The sequence below is a fragment of the Chryseobacterium sp. Y16C genome, from assembly GCF_022488405.1.
Classification (GTDB): Bacteria; Bacteroidota; Bacteroidia; order Flavobacteriales; family Weeksellaceae; genus Chryseobacterium; species Chryseobacterium geocarposphaerae.
Genome location: NZ_CP092711.1, coordinates 2,525,237 through 2,544,803, shown reverse-complemented (window position 1 = coordinate 2,544,803; position 19,567 = coordinate 2,525,237). Strand labels below are relative to the sequence as shown.

Below are 19,567 nucleotides of genomic sequence, written 5' to 3'. Positions count from 1 at the left end.
ATATTCAGCATCTAAAGCTTCGTTGGAGATGATACTTTTAACACCATCAATATGATACATTTTTCTCGCAAGCTCTGCTTGTTTTTCAATGTTAGCGTCATATTGTTTATTGTTTTCAACAATTTCAGAAAGGTAACGAACTCTTTTTGGAGGAATGATCGTTACTTCGTCTGTAATTTCCTGTTCAACAAAACCTTGTAGATTTAAACCAGCAAATTTATCATTGACTTTTGAAACTAATCGGTTGTATAATTCCGTTGTTCCGTGATCGTTAAACTGAGATGCCTTTGTTGCATAAACCGGCATTTCATCTAATGGCTGTTCCCATAACAAGTGGTTTCTCTGGAACTGTTTTCTTACTGCCTGAAGCGCATCAAGAGCTCCTCTTTTATCGGATTTATTTAAAGCAACTAAATCTGCATAATCCAGCATGTCAATTTTTTCCAGCTGTGTAGAAGCTCCGTATTCAGGAGTCATTACGTACATTGAAACATCTGCAAAATCAGAAACTTCCGAGCCGGATTGTCCGATACCCGAAGTTTCAAGGATAATTACATCAGGGTGAGCTAATTTCAACACATTCAAAGCGGAATGAATGAACGGAGAAACAGAAACGTTGTTTTCTCTTGTTGCCATCGAGCGCATATACACTCTAGGATCGTTAATCGCATTCATACGGATTCTATCACCCAAAAGCGCTCCTCCCGTTTTCTTTTTCGAAGGGTCAATGGAGATAATGGCAATTTTTTTATCAGTATTGGAACGTAGAAAACGTCTTACCAACTCGTCTGTTAGTGAAGATTTTCCCGCTCCACCGGTACCGGTAATACCGATAATAGGAATATTTAAGTCTTTTGATTTTTCATCGATAGCGGCAACCAATTCGGGCTTTTCTTCCGAAAAGTTTTCAACCGCTGAAATGATTTTTGCAATGCTTGTCGGGTTTTCAAAGTTGATTGAATCCAAATCATTTGTCGTAACATCTTTTCCTGTTGCAAAGTCTGATCTATGAACCAAATCATCAATCATTCCTTGTAACCCAAGTTCACGACCGTCGTCCGGAGAATAAATTCGGTCGATTCCGTAAGACATCAGATCTTTAATTTCTTCGGGCAGGATCACACCGCCACCGCCACCGAAAATTTTGATTTGCGGAGAGTTTTTTTCTCTTAAAAGGTCATAAATGTATTTAAAATATTCATTGTGACCACCTTGATAAGAAGTTAGGGCAATCGCATTGGCATCTTCCTGAATAGCTGTATTTACAACTTCCTCTGCAGATTTGTCGTGTCCAAGGTGAATGACTTCACATCCCGTTCCCTGAATCACACGACGCATGATATTGATCGCAGCATCATGACCATCGAATAACGATGCAGCTGTTACGATTCTTACTTTATTTTTTGGAGTATATTTTTGGGTTTCCATAAAAAATCTAGAAAATTTCTGAATTCCCAAATATAATAATAAAATAGTAACCGCTTGTTTTGGGTTAAATTATTGATATTAAATATTTTGTGTTGTTTTTGTTATGCTGGCTCTTACCCTCTGAACAAACATTCGTTTAGAAATAATGCCATATTCAGTTTAACAATCTCAAATTAATTTCTCTACTTTTGCACCATATTATATAAGGTATGAAAAAGGCATTATTATATTTCGCGTTGGGAACTGTTCTGAGTTTTTTAATTAATTATTTCTTTTACAGCTCAGAAAACCTTGGTCTTGATATTTATTATGCTTTGGCTTTCGGTATTGCGTGGGGAATCGCTTATTATCTGGATACCCCTAATTTTACATTACCCCAAAAATTGGGGATATCTTTTTTAGCAATGGCAGTTCTTGTTGTTGTGGGAGCTTTATTGTTCAATCTTGCACTGGCTATTCCGTCTATTCTTAAATTTTCTACCGTATTTGTAGCGTATTATTTAATTGCTAGTTTCAGAGCCAATAAATCACTTCGCGATTAATGCATCATCATAAAACTTGCATACATTAATAACAGTCCCATAAAGATTATCCCGATAAAATTGATCATAAATAAAAATACTCCTTTGAAAATACTCATCGTTCGGGAACTTTCATAGACCCTGTGATGAGCTATAAAGAAATAGATAGACATATAAATGATGGCTGCCATATTAATAAGGATGATTAATAAATTTAAAGCGCCGTAATCTGGTAAAAGATCTGTAATTCTATCAAGAAATATTAAGATAAGGGTTCCTAATAATAGGAATGAGAAATAGTGAAGAGTGAAAATTCCATGGTCAAAATACCACCATTTCTTTTTATTATGAAAGATCCAAAGGAAAAATGCGAAAACGGGAAGGTAAATGAATAATGCCTTGGGAAGTGTATGAATCATGGTTTCCTTGAATTTGTCAAAAATAAGATCTCTCTTTAAACCCTGTTCCTGCATATGGAAAATCTTTTTTGCGAAAGGCTTCATGAAAACATAGATCGCATGATTTTTTTTGTTTTTTGAATGGAGTGAATCGAACTGCTTCATGTTTATAGCCCCAAGAACACTTATTCTTCCGTCTTCAGTTTCTCCTAAAGCGTCTGTATCAATATCATTTCCATTGACTTCTGTTACTTTGATATCTTTAACAATCTGTTTGGATTTTAATGAGTCTTTATTGAGATGTTCTTTAGATAGGTTTTGTTTTAAATTATCTGTGATTTGGGTAATTTTTTCATCTTTGGATTTTTCTTTTTCAACTTCCTTGGCAATATGTGTTTTTTTCTCTAGCTCGCTTGATTCTTCTTCTGAACTTGAAATCAGAGGAGGGAGAAAAAAAGTAATAAAACTTATGAAAATGTATAGTTTCACAGGAGCAACATAGAGCTGGCGTTTTCCAGCTAGGTATTCTTTGGTTAGTTTCCCCGGTTTTAATAATAAATATTTTATTGTTTTCCAAAACTCTCCGTCATAGTGAGTGAAATCCTCAATAAAATGGGTGAAAAGATAATGAAAAGGTTGCTTGGGCTCTATATTTTCCTGTCCGCAATGCGGGCAATATCTTTCTTCAACGGTATGTCCGCAGTTAAGGCAAGTTTTGTCTTCTCGGGTTTTGCCGTGGCTCATAGTTTTTTTAGTGTTTAGCACAAATATAATTAATTATGAATATAAAATCGTCATATCAGTAATATTTTGGGTGAATGTTTAAATAGAATTAATAAATAGGGTTTAAAAATAAATGATTTTTAAATGATTGTTTGTTTTTTGAGGTATATATAATATTTTCATTGGTTAAAAAAACTATGTTTATTTTTTATTCGAGATTATTGAATAAGTCTATTGAATAAGAGAGGCACATTCGCACATCAATAGATTAAATGAAATATGTTTTTGCAATCCGAAAATAATTTGTACCTTTGCACACCCTTTTAGGGGAAAATTATGTTTAATCTTTAACTAAAACGTGTGAATACATTAAGTTACAAAACTGTTTCAGCGAACAAAGCTACTGCTAATAAAGAATGGGTTGTGGTAGACGCTGAAGGACAACCGTTGGGAAGACTAGCTTCTACGGTTGCAAAGATTTTGAGAGGTAAGCACAAAACGAACTACACACCTCACGTAGATTGTGGTGATAACGTAATCGTTTTGAACGCTGGGAAAGTTACTCTTTCTGGAAACAAGTGGAACGACAAGACTTATATCTGGCATACAGGTTACCCTGGAGGTCAAAAGTCTATGACTGCGGCTGAACTTCAGAAGAAAGATTCTTTAAAAGTATTGGAAAAATCTGTAAAAGGTATGTTGCCTAAAAACAGATTGGGAGCTGCTTTATTAAAGAACCTTTACTTATATGAAGGAACTGAGCACAAACATGAAGCTCAACAGCCTAAAACAATTAATGTTAACGAATTTAAATAATTAATTATGTCTATAGTTCACAAAATCGGAAGAAGAAAAACTTCTGTAGCTAGAGTTTATGTAAAGCCAGGAACTGGTAACATTACAGTAAACGGAAAAGATGCTAAAGAATATTTCTCTACAGACGTTATGGTTTATAAATTAAACCAACCGTTCATCCTTTCTGAAACTGTTGGTCAGTACGATGTTACTGTAAACGTTTTCGGTGGTGGAAATACAGGTCAGGCAGAAGCTATCAGATTAGGTATTTCAAGAGCTTTATGCGAAATCAATGCTGAATTCAGATTAGCTTTGAAACCAGCTGGTTTACTTACAAGAGACGCAAGAATGGTGGAAAGAAAGAAGCCAGGTCAGAAAAAAGCAAGAAAGAGATTCCAATTCTCAAAACGTTAATTTTCAGACTTCAGATACAGGATTTCAGATTTCAGAATTTTTTCAGTCTGTTGTCTTATATCTAAAATCTATTTATCTAAACAAAAAAATTGCCCGTTACGTTTAGCATCCAAACGCTTCTCCCATCTAAAGAAGTTGTTGATTGTTTAAAAAACGGAAAGTAAACTAACAAAAACAGAAAACATGGCAAAAGCAAATGTAAAAGACCTTCTAGAGGCTGGTGTACACTTCGGTCACATGACTAGAAAGTGGAATCCAAATATGGCTCCATACATTTTTATGGAGAAAAACGGTATTCACATTGTAGACTTACATAAAACAGCAGTTAAATTGGATGAAGCTTGTAACGCTTTAGAAAAATTAACTTCTGCAGGTAAAAAAGTTCTTTTCGTAGCTACTAAGAAGCAAGCGAAAGAAGTGGTTGCAAAACACGCTCAGGAACTTAATATGCCTTATATCACAGAAAGATGGCCAGGAGGTATGTTAACAAACTTTGTTACAATCAGAAAGGCTGTAAAGAAAATGAACGCTATCGACAAAATGAAAAAAGACGGTACGTTCGAAACTTTATCTAAAAAAGAAAGATTACAGGTAGACAGACAAAGAGCTAACTTAGAGAAAAACTTAGGTTCTATCTCTGACATGGTTCGTCTTCCTTCTGCAATCTTCGTTGTAGATATCTTGAGAGAGCACATCGCTGTAACTGAAGCTAAGAAATTAGGTATCCCAGTTTTCGGTATTGTTGATACAAACTCTGACCCAAGAAAAGTTGACTTCGTTATCCCAGGAAACGATGATGCTTCTAAGTCTATCGATATGATCCTGAACATTGTTTCTGAATCTATCAAAGAAGGTCAGTCTCAAAGAAAAGCTGATAAAGAAAAATCTAAAGAAGAAGGAGAAGTAGTATCTGCTGATAAAGATGCTGATTTCGATGCTGAATAATTAAAGATTTATCTTTAAAATATAAAAATCCGTTAAGTGAATTCTTAACGGATTTTTTATTGTTTTATAAATTAGGTTAATTGGAAAGCGTAATGCTGTAAGATGACGAAATATATTGAGTCTTTTTATAAACCGAACTACAAACCATTCCGGACAGATTATAATTTTGATTTTTTAGTACCATGGCATATCCTATTTTACCTGCTCCAATAGGAATCTTTTTTGAATAATTTTTTCCGGTGATCGTCAAAACCATATTACAGCGAGACTTATTGGTAACTGTAATTGAAGTTTTAGGGCTATTTGAGCTATCATTGAATAAATCGGTTAATAACATCTGCTGTTTCCGGCTTATAGGTCTTTATTAAGGCGTTATATTCCTGTTCTGTCTGAGATACTGATGGAGTAGATGTCGTTCTGGGTGAGTTTTTAGAAGGAGATGAAGTACCTGTACTGTAAGTCGTACTACAGCTGTCTAAAAGAATTGATATACATATCCCCAAAATTATTTTTCCTTTCATAAAATTTGATTTAAAAATATAGAAACGAAAAAAGGTAAGAAAATCTTACCTTTTATATTAGTTTATTCTGAACTTTATATATGTAATGGTTTTCCCTTTTGCAGAGAATAGTTCTTCATAATACGTTCTGATATCTCTTAGGTGAGGCGTTCCCGGATCATATTCAAGCGCACTGTAGATGTCGTGATGTGCACTTATGATTTCATATCCGGCTCCCTGAAGATAGCCTAACGTATAGCCATGTAAAAATTCAGAATCCGTTTTCAAATGAATAATTCCACCAGGTTTTAAGAATTTTTTATACCGGTTCAGGAAATCCGGATGAGTTAATCTGTGCTTTGTACGTCTGTATTTAATCTGTGGATCAGGGAAGGTAATCCAGATTTCATCTACTTCATTTTCTGCAAAGAAACAATCTACCAGCTCAATCTGACTTCTTAAGAAGGCTACATTATGCATATTGTTATCAACGGCTTCTTTAGCTCCAAACCAAAATCGGGCTCCTTTAATGTCTATTCCGATAAAATTCTTTTCAGGGAATGCTTTTGCTAGGCCTACAGAATATTCTCCTTTTCCGCAACCTAATTCTAAAACAATAGGATTTTCATTTTTGAAGAAATCTTTTCTCCAGTTTCCTTTCAGTTCAAAACCGTTTAGAGCCTCTTCTCTTGTTGGCTGAACTACATTTGGTAATATTTTGTTTTCTGCGAATCTCGCCAGTTTGTTTTTGCCCATACTCTATAAAAATCGGACAAAAGTAATGAAAAAATACCTATTTTTTGATTTTTATAATAGTATTGGAGGCTTTTTCTGTGCTATTTAGGATTGCTCAATGCGACCATAATCGGCTTCTGAACGGTTTTTTGTGATGCATATTGTGCTCCGCAAACCAAGCTTGTAAAAAGATAATTACCTTTCTCGATTACGATAGAATTATCTCCATGCGCAGGTACGGCAAGGCGATACTTAGTGTTTCCGACACCTTCCATTCTTACGATAATATTACAGTCAGAATTGTTCTCAATCATCACAATGCATTCCTTGGCGTTAGGATCATTGTCAAATAATGAATTCAATATTTTCACCGTTTTATTTTTATGCTCAACGGGATTGCTTGCCATAAGCATATTGAATTCATCTGCTTCTGTGTTCGGAATTGCGGCTTTTGTAGCTGTAGCTGCGGTGTTGACCACATAAACATTTTGAGCGGTACTCGGAGTGTATTTTACTGATGATACTCCTGAAGCTAGCTCGGCTCTGTATTTTGCAATTTGTTTTTCTTTTATTTTCGCATTCATTTCATCGAAAGTAATCTTTGTAGAAGGCCGCCTTTTCAGAAGGGCAAGGTTTTCCTGCATCGTTTTTACTTTAGGATCTCCCGGAGCAGCATTTTGTATGTATTCCTTCATCAGCTGCATTACTCTTGGTTTTATAATGGAACGGCGAGGTTCGTCAGGATGAGCGTCCCGCAAAAAAGCATTAAGCTCATAGATGTTTTTACTTTTTAAAATATTACTGTAATCTTTATCTTTTCCTTGTGCAGAAAGATTGATACATAATAGGGTACTTAGTAAAAAAAGTAAATTCTTCATTAAAATATATGCTTTTGGACTTGGGGATCAGTGAGTCGTTAATAATTAAATACGTTATAAAATTATAAATATTTTAAAAAAAATCTCTATTTCAAAAACGAAATTTAAAACTTTTTATTTTGCGATCTCCTGCAGATGTGAGCTTTTTAGTCTTTTTTGATAAATCGGAAGATATTTTTCAATCGGTATTTTGATGGCCTCGAAGTTTCCTGCCAATACATAAGGTTCTACATTTTCTGATGTATAGACGAACTGTAAGAAATTATCAATTAGGTTTTCAGGAATTTTAAATTTTACAAAATAATCTTTGCCTAAATAGTTTTTAATCTGGGTAATGGAAGAATTCATTCGTTCATACGCTAGATAACGCTGTTTTTTCTTGCGGTCTCCTGAGAGGATATCATAAATACTTTCCAAGCTGAAAGTAAGCCCGCCATCTCTTAAGCCGGCAACCGGAAGTTCGGGTGAAGTTCCATCTCCTTTAGGAGCAGGTAAACCGATCATTTTTTTTAGGGCAATACTTTTATCTTCTTTCCTTATCGCATTTACATCATATCTGAGGTTACCAGTAGGTTTAAATCTACTGATAAGTACTTCCTGAATGTCATAATAAGCTATTTTAAGTTCAATAAGATTTTTGCCACCCAACATTTGTGGAGTGATTTTAAAATCTTTTCTTTCTGTAATGATTGAGGTAAAACGAATTACATCTCCCAGCTTAGCTTCAATGTTGAAATTACCATTGTAGTTGGTAAGTACTGTTTTTTGTGTGGTAAGATTAGTCACATATACCTGATTGAGATACAAAATGGAGTTGTCTCTTAAAAAAACTTCTCCGGAGAAAAGCTGAGCATTGATTTTAGCTAAAAAAATCAAAAAAATTAAAGTAATTAGTTTCTTCATATAATTGGCAAAATTACATAGAAATACGCCAATTTATCACTTTATAAACTACAAAAACGGGTTAAAGTATATTAAACTTTAATATAAAACTGTTAATGATTGTTATAAATATGTATTTTGAAATTTTTATCTGTGTTTTACCAAAAGCCAGCTTGTATATTTTACAGTAGTAGGAGAGAGCCCGGATTCCACCCAACTGATAAAATACCAGTAGGTTGCTGTCGGTACATTTCTGCCTCCCATTCTTCCGTCCCAGGTATAATTGTTGGTAGGGGTTCCTCTGAAAACCTCGGCACCATATCGGTCGAAAATTCTGAATTCAAAGTTGGTTTTATCGGCAAGCCCGGAATAATCGATCTGGTCATTGTGCCCATCTCCATTTGGGGTAATGGTGTTAATAAGCTTTACAACTACAAAAGGCTTTTCAACCATTTGACAGTTTTTAGAATCTCTTACATATACCACATGAGAGCCTCGTGCTACATTATAGAAAACATTGGAACTTTGCCAATTGATACCATCTAAAGAATATTGGTAAGGGGGGAATCCTCCTCCTACATTTACTGTGACCGTTGTTCCGTTAATATCGATGGAAAGAATTGACGGAAGTTGAGCTTCTGTAACATTTACATATTGTCTGTATACACATCCGTTATAAGTAAGATCTACCCAATAATTTCCAACAGGAACATTAGAAATATATGTTGTTGTAGCTCCTGTGCTCCAAACATAGGACTCGAAGCCAGAACCAGCATCTAAAGTAGTCGTTGTTTTTGCACAGATGATCTGATCTAATAAAATATCAGATTTCTTTGGTGTTTTAATGGTAATAATTATTTTTCCTATAGCCGGGCAAACACCGTTTTTTTCAAACCTGATGTAAATAGTTTGAGTCCCGGAAAGAGTTATGGTGCTATTGATAGGAGTCGTACCATTTTGTGCATCCTGCAAATTGCTGTGGAAAGTATAGGTAACACTTGGATCTGCTGTAAATTGAGGGATAAAAGGCAAAAGGTTTATCTGTTTACTGCCATCCAGATCTTCATCACAAATACTTGTTGTAACACGATCTGTTAACAATTGGATAGGCTGCCCAATGGAAAAGCTTAATGGTTGTACCACGGCTGCACATCCGTCAGGTGAATCTACCCGAATATAAATTGTAGTATTTGTTGTGAAGCTCCAGCTATTAGGAAGGGTGTTGGAATTTCCTGCATTAGCATCTGTAATACTTGCATAATACCTTACATTGGTAAAATAGGTAGGGTTATTAAGAACAATTGGGGTAATGTTTAGTAAATTTACGGTAACAGTGCCGTCAAAATTATCATCACAAAATACTCCTGAATAGTTAGGAGTTATGACAGCAAGATTATAAAGACTTAATGTGATCTGAGCGATACTTTTACAACCATTATTATTTTTTACGACAGCATACACAATAGTACCGTTTGCTGCGGTATAAGCAGTAGTAGATGTAATAAGAGCAGCTGGGTTTTCGGTTTGAGCATCTGTTAAAGTTGGGTAGTAAGTAATTGTAATAGGAGAATTGTTACTTACATTGGCAGAGGTAAGGTTGAAAGTACCCTGATTATTTATGTTACAGGCATAAATTGTTGCATTAGTAGTTGTAAGGGCTTCTAAATGAATAGTAACAGTCACCGTTTCACAATCCGGAAAAACAGCATCATTTCCACAAAATGTATAGGTGAATGTGTCCGTACCTGCTAACGTTCCCGGATTGGTTGGGGTATAAGTAATAACTCCTGTTGTGGGATTGATAGTGGCGGTACCTAGCGAAGGCGGAGTGACTATTGATACCGTAGAAGGAACGGGATTTTGTGTTGATGTTGTAAAAGCAGGTGTTATTGTTTGTGTAGTACAAATATTATAAGTAGCAGTACTTTGTTTTGTACAATTTAAGACTTTAATTTCATTAGAAATTAAAGGCGCACAGCTTCCCATTGTTACTGAACATGAATAAAAGCCGGATTGAGTAGGGTTGTATGTTGAATTTGTAGCTCCGGGAATGATGGATCCGTTTCTATACCATTGATAGCTGTCATAGATTAATGGGTCAACCGTAAGCTGTATTCCCGGTGCACAACCTGCCCCGGTCTGTAAAATGACCGGTTGTGTAGGGAAACCTGCAAAAAAACCACCATATCCTACTGCATCGCTTCCTGCATTAATTCCTGCAGTAATGGCTTTATTGGAAATAACAGTAATAGTCCCTGTTGTATTAGGTATCCCATAAGTTACCCAGTTATTGGTTCCGGTCATATCAAAAGGTCCCGTATTGGCTGGAGGAGTATTGCCATTTACTGTTACAACCGCTCCTTTTTGAGTGATCAGATTTAGTTTGGTAGGAATATTTAAAATCCCGGTAGGGTTATTATTGGAAAGAACAAAGTTTTCATCAATAAAACCGAGCTCGTTGATTTGTTTAGGCAAATAGCAGTTCAATGCGGGGATAAAATTAAAGCCTCCGGTTGCAACTTCGCTTCCGGATGCTGAATCTCCGGCAAGCATTTGATAAACATACGCGTTTTTCGTGGTTCTTATATATAAGTTGTAATGGTTGTTTCCCTGCAAAATATATTTGGCGTCAGGAATTACATAATATTGTCCTGTGTTTAATGTGGCAATAGGAGGGATTTCATTGTTTACATAAATTTGGGTATTGTCTTCAGTAGCGATTACTAAAGCTGTCTCCATATTGGATCCGATGTTCCCGTTTCCTTTTACTAAGGCAAATTCGGTTCCTAATCTTTCAACAGGCACAGCCTGATCCATCAAAATATCTGAACTTGTAGGATAATTACCTGCATACTGACCGTTAAAATTACCATTGGTTACATTGATCGCTTTGTTGGCAACAATTTTTGCACCGATAAAACCATCAAAATTTCCTGCAATATCACCTATACCATCAATGATGAAAGACTTTCCTTTGTTTAATGTAAAAGTCATGGTAGGATTGGTAACTCCGGTTGTTCCATTTGAAAACTGAACGGTCGATTTATATCCCGATATCGTAACTGTCGTATTGTCCTCAGTTGCCAAAATACTTGTCATGAAGTTTAGGATATTATTACTTACTGTAATAGGAGCGTTTGCTGCATAAAAAGTTTTTCCAGTAGACGGGATTCCTTTAGAAGTAATGATTTCAGCGTGGTTGAAAACAGAAAATCTCAGATTGGCATAAAAGGGGAAATCCGCTTTTAGATAAAGACCTTTGGTGATAGGCGTAAAAAGATCCGTTTGCAATGTTGTGATAATATAATCTCTAAGAACATCAAACTTCTGAGGATTGTTTTTACTGATTGTTACGGTACCAATTAAAACATTATTATTATAAATATTTACCGGGAATGGGGTAGAACGATTGGTTGATAAGTAAAGCTTTTGATAAGGATTAGGGTTTCCTGTTCTATCCATCATAGGAGCAAACCAATGTTCTCTGTCTAGCTGTGCAAAAGTAGACATGGAAATGAAAAATATAAATAAAAAAGATAGAATTTTTCTCATTCAGGGGTAGCTTTTGACACAAATTTAATAATAAAAAGTAGTATTAGCTTGAAAAAACAATAAAAAAACCACGATTTCAAATCGTGGTTTTTTAATAAATTCTAGTATTAGGAATGTTTATTCTCTGTTTTTAACCAAAATCCATCCAGAATATTTAACTGGAGTTTGTTTTGCATTTGGTTCATTCCAGCTTACGCTGAACCAGTAACTTCCGGTAGATACTTTCTTGCTTCCGTTCGTTGTCCCATCCCATTTGTATCCGTTGGCTTTGTTGGCCTGGTAAATTCTAGTTCCGTATCTGTCAAAGATGTCGATTACCAGATTTGATTTATGTCCTAATTCAGAGTAATCTAAAATATCATTCACACCATCATTATTTGGAGTAATCACATTGATAATGTTAGGAATTGTAATTTCTACAGAAATAGGATTACAATCGTATGCGTCTTTTACATACACCACTCCGCTTCCTCTAGGAACATTTGTGAAGACATTAGAATCCTGCCAGCTAATGTTATCCATAGAATATTTGTACGGAGCTGTTCCTCCTGTTGCATATACAGTAACTGTAGTTGTAGCAATATCAACACTTGTAATTACAGGTTGTTCAGAAGCATATACTTTTACCGTTTGTTTCGTCCAACAGTCTCCTGTTTTTAGTTTTACCCAGTATGTACCTACAGTAACATCAGATATTGTTTGTGTTGTTGCTCCTGTGCTCCATTGATATCCGTCGAAGTTAGGACCAGCATCTAATGTGGTTTTATCTTCCATACAGATAATCTTATCAGTTAATACTGTAGATTTAGTAGGAGGGAATACAACAAGTGTAACTTTAGCAATTCTATAACATCCGTTTCCGTTCGTTACCCTTATAAATACAACTCCATTTGGAGCAATATAGTGATCAGGAGTTAGAATTTCATTAGTTCCGTTTTGTGCATCTGTAAGTGAAGGATAGTATTTTTTTGTTACACCTGGTTGTCCTGAAACTTGGGCAATAGTAAGATCAAATTGACCTGTAGCTGTATTGGTTTCTAAGAAACAAGTTCTCAATATTGCATCAGTTACGACAGGAAGTTCAGAAACATTTAAAGTTAAAGTAACCTGTTCACAATCTACAAACTCTGGAGCTATTCCACAGAATTTATATACAACAGTATCAGTTCCCACGAAGTTAACATTTGGTGTGTAGTTAATAACACCGGTTACAGGATTTACTGTCGCAATACCATTAGTAGGAGGGGTAACAATAGTTACAGAACTCGGATTATACGTCTGTGTTGAAATAGTAAATTCTGGAATGATCACCTGCGAAATGTCACAAACATTCATTGTTTTGTTAGACTTGGTCAAACATGTGAATACTTTGAAGACAGGAGTCGTTTCTGGAGGGCAACTTCCAATAGTAACTTTTACCGTATAGTCGCCTCCCTGTGTCGGAGTATATGTGTTTCCATTAGCACCGGTAATAGGATTTCCATTTAAAAACCATTGGTAGGTATCATAACTGTCATCTACTTCCAATTTAATTCCAGGAATACAATCTCCTGTCGTTTTAGAAATAAGAGGAATGGAAGAGAATCCTGCGAAGTACCCTCCATATCCTGCTGTACTATATCCACCGTTTATACCTGCTGTTACGGCTTTGTTCGATTGAATAGCAAGGTTCCCTGTAACACCAGTTATAGCATAGGTTACCCAGTTACTGTTTCCTGTAAGATTGTAAGGTCCCTGTGCTGCAGTAGGTGTGATCGGAGCACCTCCGTTTACGGTATATGTAACAGTTGCTCCTACTTCAGTCAAAATATTTAACTTTAAAGTGATCGTGCCGCTCGATCCAGGCATTTCACTTACTTTTCCAATTTCATCAATTTTTCTAGGCAAGAAACAGTTCAAAGGTGGGATATAATTATATCCTCCTGTCGCTGTTCCATCAGAACCTACCAATTGATAAAGGTATACATTTTTTGAAGTATGTACATAGATGTTGTAATGGCTATTACCTTGGTTAATGTAGGCATTATTTAAAATTCTATAATACTGTCCCTCATTAAGGGTTACAACTGGAGTTGTTCCATTGTTAAGGTAAACTTCAGTATTGTTTTCTGTTGCAATTACAATACCTCCTTCCATATCATACGAGTTGTTAATAGGAGATAAACTTCTTACCATTGCAAATTCGTTTCCAAGTCTCTCTGTAGGAACAGACTGGTCTAATACAAGGTCAGATCCTGAAGACTGACTTCCTGTAGCATACATTGCATTGGCATTTCCGTTGGTTACCGTAATAGCTTTGTTTGAGGTAATCTTTGCTCCTATGAAACCTGTAAAGTTGGGAGTGTTATCTCCAAGCCCTGCAAGAATATAAGATTGTCCTTTGTTTAAAGTAAAAGTCACACTTAAAGGAGCAGGAGTATTATTTACAAACTGTATATTAGGGTTATAACCTGAAACAGTTACAGTAGTGCCATCTTCTGTAGCCATAATTCCTGTAGTAAAGTTCATTAGAGAAGCACTGTTATAAGTAATAGGTGCTGCTGCTGCATAAAACTTAGTTCCTATTCCTGCTTTTCCTTTAGAAGTTACAATTTCACCGTGAGCACTTTGTGCGGCTCTCAAGCTACAAAAGAAAGGCTTATCTCCTTTCAGATATAGCCCTTTGGTAATCACTGTAGCAGCTTCAGATGCATTACTGGTAGATATAAGAGCTGGAGCAACAGTGTAACTCTGTGGGGCACCTTTACTTATAGTAACGGTAGTAAGAAGAGTATTGTTGTTATAAATCTTTACCTGAAACGGTGTCGTCGAGTCTGTGGACATATACAACGTATTGGTATATCCGGTAGCACTAGAGCTCATAAAGTATGGTGCTATCCAGTGCTCAGTATCTCTCTGAGCAAATAATGTACTGATTGAAAAGAAAATCAATACTAAGCTGAGTAGAAATTTTTTCATAAACGTTAGAATTAGGATTTTTGCAAAATTAAAAGAATATTTGATATGTTTTGAAAAAAATAAAAGAAAATATGATAAAGCAACAATAAAAAAGCCACAATCTTTTTAAATTGTGGCTTAAAATATAGTTTTAAAAATTATTCTCTGTTTTTCACAAGGATCCAACCTGTATATTGTATTGGAGTTTTAGCCGCATTTGGTTCATTCCAATTAATATGGTACCAATACGTACCTGTTAAAATCTTTTTCCCGGATCCTTTTCCATCCCAACGATAATTGTTGAATTTATCCCCGGTGAAGATTTTGTTACCGTATCGGTCATAGACTACAAATGTAAGATTCTCTTTATAAGCTAATGCACTATAGTCGATAACATCGTTTACATTATCTCCATTAGGGGTGATTGCATTGATTAAGTTAGGTACAGTTACTTCCACAGAGATAGGAGTACAGCTATAGGCATCTTTCACATAAAAAGTATGTTGTCCTCTTGATAAGTTTGTGAATACATTAGAGTCTTGCCATGCAGTAGTTCCGTCTACAGAATATTTATAAGGGGCAACTCCTCCGGTAACGATTACGGTAGCAGTATTATTTGTAATTTCAATTTTAGTAATTACCGGATCCTGAGCTTTTTTCACATGCACAGTTTGTTCCAGGAAACAGCCGTTATGTTCAAGAATGACAGTATATTCCCCTACAGACAATCCTTGAATAGAAGATGTTGTTGCCCCAGTACTCCATTGATAGCTGTCATATCCTGGACCTGCATCCAAAGAGGTTCTGCCATCAATACAAATAAATTTGTCTACCAAAAGTGGGGATTTTTTTACAGGAATCGGAACTAATTTAATTTTTGTCGTTGCAACGCATCCTCCTTCAGCTGTTATTTTTACATAAGCATAACCACCTGCTGAAGCATATTTTTTGGGAGTTGTGATCTCATTATTATTTGTATTTAAATCATTCAGTGTAGGGTAATACTTTTTCGTATAAGGAGAAGTATAATCAATAACATTTGCTGTCGTAAGGTCAAACAATGCAGTAGGATCAGTGTCGTATTGACATGCTGTGATGGTCGGTTCTTTAGGAACAAGAGGTACAATTTTTATGGTATGGGTTACCTGCTCACAATCTACAAATTCAGGGTCGTTTCCACAGAATTTATAAACAATTACATCTGAGCCGGCGAAACCAGCATTCGGAGTATAAGTAATGGTTCCGTTTGCATTTACTACCGCTGTACCGTGAGTAGGTGCTGTAATAATTTTTACAGTATTGGCAACAGGGGCCTGAGTTGAAGAAGTGAAGGTAGGAGTTATGATTTTGGTGCCGCAACTTTCATCTGTTTTTGTTGTTTCTTTTAAACATGAGAACACTTTATAAGCTATTGTTGTTACAGGCTGACATCCTCCCATTGTTACTCTTACAGTATAGTTGCCCCCTACTAATGGAGCATAGGTATTTGAAGTTGCTCCCGGAATAATATTACCATTTAGGTACCATTGATAAGAGTCATATCCAGGATCTACTTCCAGGATGATTCCCGGAGCACATTCTCCTGTTTGTTTTGAAATAACCGGAATTGAAGAGAATCCTGCAAAATATCCTCCATATCCTGAAGTGTTGTATCCTCCGTTAATTCCAGCAGTTACTGCTTTATTGGATTCAATTTTAACAGTACCAGTTACCCCTTCAATACCATAGGTAACCCAGGCTGTATTTCCGGTAAGGGGATAAGGTCCTTGTGCAGCAGTTGGGGTAATTGGAGCCCCTGGTACTCCTCCCGGAGGCGTTACAGTATAAGTAACAGTAGCACCTGCTTCTGTCAAAATGTTTAATTTTATAACTTGTCCTGTTGGTACCGTACTGGTGTCATTTGTCCCAAGAGGCATTTCATTCACAAATGCAATTTCATCAATTTTTCTAGGTAAAAAACAGTTTAATGGAGGAATGTAGTTAAATCCGCATGTTGCACTACTGTCAAGAACAGAAACTAATTGATATAGATATACTTTTTTTGAAGTAGATACAAACATATTATAATGGCCATTTGTTCCCTGCAAAACATAGTTGTCGCCTGCAATTCTATACCATTCGCCTTGGTTTAATGTAGCGATTGGTGTTGTTGATCCGTTTATGAATATTTTAGTGTCATTTTCAACAGCAACAACAATAGCTCCTTCAAGATCAGATGTAGTAGATCTTGTTCTTACGATTGCAAATGTGCTTCCTAATCTTTCAGTAGGAACAGATTGGTCTAAAATTGCATCCGACCCGGAACCTGTATTGTTACCGAAATTACCATTAACGTTTCCGTTAGTAAGTGTAACCGGTTTGTCAGAAACAATTTTAGCTCCGGTAAAAGGGGCTGTTGCTCCTGCGCTCCCCGCAAATATAAAAGACTGTCCTTTATTTAAAGTAAAAGTATGGGTATTTCCTGTCGGAGAGCCGCCGAAAAATGTTACAAATCCACTCCAAGTTGCAGTTACGGTTGTATTGTTTTCTGTTGCCATAACAGCTGCAGTAAAGTTATTTGAAGTGGCTGTAGAAGGTGTTGAAGCTACGTAAAACTCTTTTCCTATACCAGCTTTCCCTTTACTTGTGACAATTTCAGCATGGGTTGTGCTACTTACCATTCTCAAGCTACAGAAGAATGGTTTAGCTCCAGTTATATATAATCCTTTATCAATAGGTGTAAATGCCTCCAGAGTACTATTTGTTGCAATATTGATACGAGGTATCGAGTAAGTTTTTGGACTGTTTTTACTAATGGTAACGGTACCTAGCAAAGTTCCAAAGCTACCTCCTGTGTATATTTTAACATCAAAAGGGGTTACGGAATCTGTGGATAGATATACTGCCTGCGTATATTGCTGAGAATAATAGAACGGAGCAATCCAATGCTCAGTATCTTTTTGGGCAAAGATGGTATTAAATGTAAAAAACAATAATACGAAAGAGAATAGAAATCTTTTCATAGTTGTTGGAATTAGGATTTTTACAAAATTAAAATATTATTTTGAATATTGTTTACGAATAATAAATAAAAAATTAAAATAATATTCATGTTTTCATTAAAATCTATGAGGAAAATTAAAAGTATCGCTTTTTTTTACAGAGTATAAAAGTATTTTAATGAATTAATACTTTTCCTAAAAAAAACTTTTTTTTGATTTTTTTGGAGTTGAAAGTTTTTAACAAAAAAATCCGAAGAAATATTTCTTCGGATTTAAGTTTAAACTCATCAATATCAAATTATTCAATCATCTATTTATTTTTTGATCACTTTTTCGGTAAAGATTACATTTTTGTCAGAGATAATTTTTATAATGTAGACTCCTTCTTTTTGTGAATGAATATCAATGTCTACAGTATTTTGGTCTCTAAACGTCTTATCATATATTATTTTTCCGCTAAGATCTATGATCTGGATTTGTCCGGCTTCAATTTTCTTTCGATCTAAAATGACTTTTATTGCACCGCTTGTAGGATTAGGAGTAATCTGTATTGAGTTTTCATTTAGTACTGGAGAAGATGGTCCAGCCTGCCTCATTCCGCAGTTAGGTAAAGAAGTTAATAAAAGATCATAATTAAAATAAGGATATCCGTTCCAGCTCATCACATCATAAGAGTTACCCTGATAATTATATTGAAGCCCTAAAATAAATACAAATTTTGCATCCGTAATTCCTGGAAAACTAAAATCTGAAGGTTGTAGTGCATAATAAAAATCTGTAAGGGATGTCATTACCGGATTGAAATTGACACCATAATCCTGGCCTGTAACAATATCTCTTGCCACTAATTTAAATTGTGTAAAAGTAGCTCCGGCTGGTAATGAATAGCTTCCGGAGATGGTTTGCACCATGTTGGTTCCGCATCCATTGGGTTCATATTTAAAATTAACACTTCCCCAGCCTGAAGTATCGCAAATCTGAGAGCCTAAGCGTGCCCAGTAATCTATTTCAGACGGAGACATGTCGAAGCTTGTTCTTGGGAAATAGAGTCTTGTTGGGGATCCGTAATCGGGATCGTCAATATTGGTTTCCACGGGTCCGCTGTAAGATCCTCCCTGGCTTGCAATAGATGCTGCAGCCTCTGTAGCTGGAGTATCCGGATTTATATGAATAACTGCAAATTTTGCATTTCTATTGACTTTAAAATCGGTTACATATTTGAAAGCTTCAGGAGTATTGGGAGTAGGGTAATCGTAGTTGACAAGATAAGAGCCAAAGCTGAGATTTCCCGTATTCCTTTCAGCGTCCGTAAATACTACCACCTTTAAAGGATTCGCCGGATCGTTGTTTAATGTTGTCTGTGGACTTACAATGTCAGGATTAGAAGCTCCATCCAAAGCATTTCCGATAATTCCCAGGGCTTCATGAAAATGATCTCCGTTATCAAGTCTTCTTTCAATCTGTTGGATCATGAAAGTGTCGTTTGAAAAATCATACTCAATGTAAATTTTCGGGCTATAACTGGTATTGCTGGTGTTATAAATTCCGGTACCATAATGTACTAGCGCAATTCTGTTTAAAGGATTGCATGATAATAGCTGTTGAATCAGTTTTGTTGCTCCCAGTTTCATTGATTCGAAACGTTGTGTTGTCATTGAGCTTCCGTTATCTAATACAATGATGTAATCTGATCCTCCGTTTTGTGCTCGCAAAGCATTCCAAGACATTATAAATGTCAGAAACAAGAATAAAAATGTTTTTTTCATAGTTAAATTTTAAGTTTAAGTTTTTAAAAATAACAAATTCTCTTCGTGTAGTGAAATAAATAATTGAAATTTACTTGTTTAAGATGTTATTGCTCTGTTATTGTCGGTGATA

The 19,567-nt window shown here is 35.7% G+C and carries 14 protein-coding genes and 1 pseudogene; 4 read left to right on the top strand and 11 right to left on the bottom strand.

Annotated elements, in window-relative coordinates:
• Positions 1 to 300: 300 nt before the first annotated feature.
• Positions 301 to 1,338, bottom strand: a pseudogene (locus MKS83_RS22310) (cobalamin-dependent protein); the annotation flags it as partial.
• Between the two features lie 299 nt (positions 1,339 to 1,637).
• Between MKS83_RS22310 and MKS83_RS11265 the strand changes: the two are divergent.
• Positions 1,638 to 1,970, top strand: coding sequence for a hypothetical protein (locus MKS83_RS11265; RefSeq protein ID WP_100376901.1), 333 nt, complete (start codon positions 1,638 to 1,640; stop codon positions 1,968 to 1,970).
• Here MKS83_RS11265 and MKS83_RS11260 read toward each other — a convergent pair.
• The gene (locus MKS83_RS11260) at positions 1,967 to 3,091 is read right to left on the bottom strand and encodes a DUF3667 domain-containing protein (RefSeq protein ID WP_240579780.1); all 1,125 of its coding nucleotides are present in this window, start codon (positions 3,089 to 3,091) and stop codon (positions 1,967 to 1,969) included. The genes MKS83_RS11265 and MKS83_RS11260 overlap by 4 nt on opposite strands.
• A 339-nt stretch (positions 3,092 to 3,430) precedes the next feature.
• Here MKS83_RS11260 and rplM point away from each other — a divergent pair, with 339 nt between their 5' ends.
• The 3 genes from rplM to rpsB all read left to right on the top strand — a co-directional run bounded on the left by rplM (position 3,431) and on the right by rpsB (position 5,224).
• Entirely contained in the window at positions 3,431 to 3,886 is a 456-nt protein-coding gene (gene rplM / locus MKS83_RS11255) for a 50S ribosomal protein L13 (RefSeq protein ID WP_072961855.1), read from the top strand.
• A 6-nt stretch (positions 3,887 to 3,892) separates the two neighbouring features.
• The gene (gene rpsI / locus MKS83_RS11250) at positions 3,893 to 4,279 is read left to right on the top strand and encodes a 30S ribosomal protein S9 (protein ID WP_076443917.1); all 387 of its coding nucleotides are present in this window, start codon (positions 3,893 to 3,895) and stop codon (positions 4,277 to 4,279) included.
• 183 nt (positions 4,280 to 4,462) lie between these two features.
• A complete protein-coding gene (rpsB, locus tag MKS83_RS11245) occupies positions 4,463 to 5,224 on the top strand; it encodes a 30S ribosomal protein S2 (RefSeq protein WP_100376899.1) in 762 nt (253 codons plus the stop codon).
• Positions 5,225 to 5,300: 76 nt separating this feature from the next.
• On the opposite strand, the gene MKS83_RS11240 is transcribed toward rpsB, so the two are convergent.
• The 9 genes from MKS83_RS11240 to MKS83_RS11200 all read right to left on the bottom strand — a co-directional run bounded on the left by MKS83_RS11240 (position 5,301) and on the right by MKS83_RS11200 (position 19,455).
• Positions 5,301 to 5,561 carry a DUF6759 domain-containing protein gene (locus MKS83_RS11240; protein WP_317224385.1) on the bottom strand — a complete coding sequence of 87 codons (261 nt, stop codon included), beginning with the start codon at positions 5,559 to 5,561 and terminating at the stop codon, positions 5,301 to 5,303.
• On the bottom strand, positions 5,536 to 5,745 hold the full coding sequence (locus MKS83_RS11235) for a hypothetical protein (protein ID WP_240579778.1): 210 nt from the start codon (positions 5,743 to 5,745) through the stop codon (positions 5,536 to 5,538). Before MKS83_RS11235 ends, MKS83_RS11240 begins: the two co-directional genes overlap by 26 nt.
• A gap of 57 nt (positions 5,746 to 5,802) precedes the next feature.
• Entirely contained in the window at positions 5,803 to 6,480 is a 678-nt protein-coding gene (gene trmB / locus MKS83_RS11230) for a tRNA (guanosine(46)-N7)-methyltransferase TrmB (protein WP_100376897.1), read from the bottom strand.
• An 80-nt stretch (positions 6,481 to 6,560) separates the two neighbouring features.
• On the bottom strand, positions 6,561 to 7,337 hold the full coding sequence (locus MKS83_RS11225) for a DUF6759 domain-containing protein (protein ID WP_240579777.1): 777 nt from the start codon (positions 7,335 to 7,337) through the stop codon (positions 6,561 to 6,563).
• Positions 7,338 to 7,451: 114 nt separating this feature from the next.
• Positions 7,452 to 8,240, bottom strand: a complete 789-nt coding sequence (locus tag MKS83_RS11220; protein WP_240579776.1) for a hypothetical protein — start codon at positions 8,238 to 8,240, stop codon at positions 7,452 to 7,454.
• Positions 8,241 to 8,366: 126 nt separating this feature from the next.
• Entirely contained in the window at positions 8,367 to 11,771 is a 3,405-nt protein-coding gene (locus MKS83_RS11215; RefSeq protein WP_240579775.1) for a T9SS type B sorting domain-containing protein, read from the bottom strand.
• Between the two features lie 117 nt (positions 11,772 to 11,888).
• Positions 11,889 to 14,729, bottom strand: a complete 2,841-nt coding sequence (locus tag MKS83_RS11210) for a gliding motility-associated C-terminal domain-containing protein (protein WP_240579774.1) — start codon at positions 14,727 to 14,729, stop codon at positions 11,889 to 11,891.
• A gap of 137 nt (positions 14,730 to 14,866) precedes the next feature.
• On the bottom strand, positions 14,867 to 17,710 hold the full coding sequence (locus MKS83_RS11205; protein WP_240579773.1) for a T9SS type B sorting domain-containing protein: 2,844 nt from the start codon (positions 17,708 to 17,710) through the stop codon (positions 14,867 to 14,869).
• Positions 17,711 to 18,003: 293 nt separating this feature from the next.
• Complete coding sequence (locus MKS83_RS11200; RefSeq protein ID WP_240579772.1) at positions 18,004 to 19,455, bottom strand: T9SS type A sorting domain-containing protein; 1,452 nt, start codon at positions 19,453 to 19,455, stop codon at positions 18,004 to 18,006.
• Positions 19,456 to 19,567 lie beyond the last annotated feature (112 nt).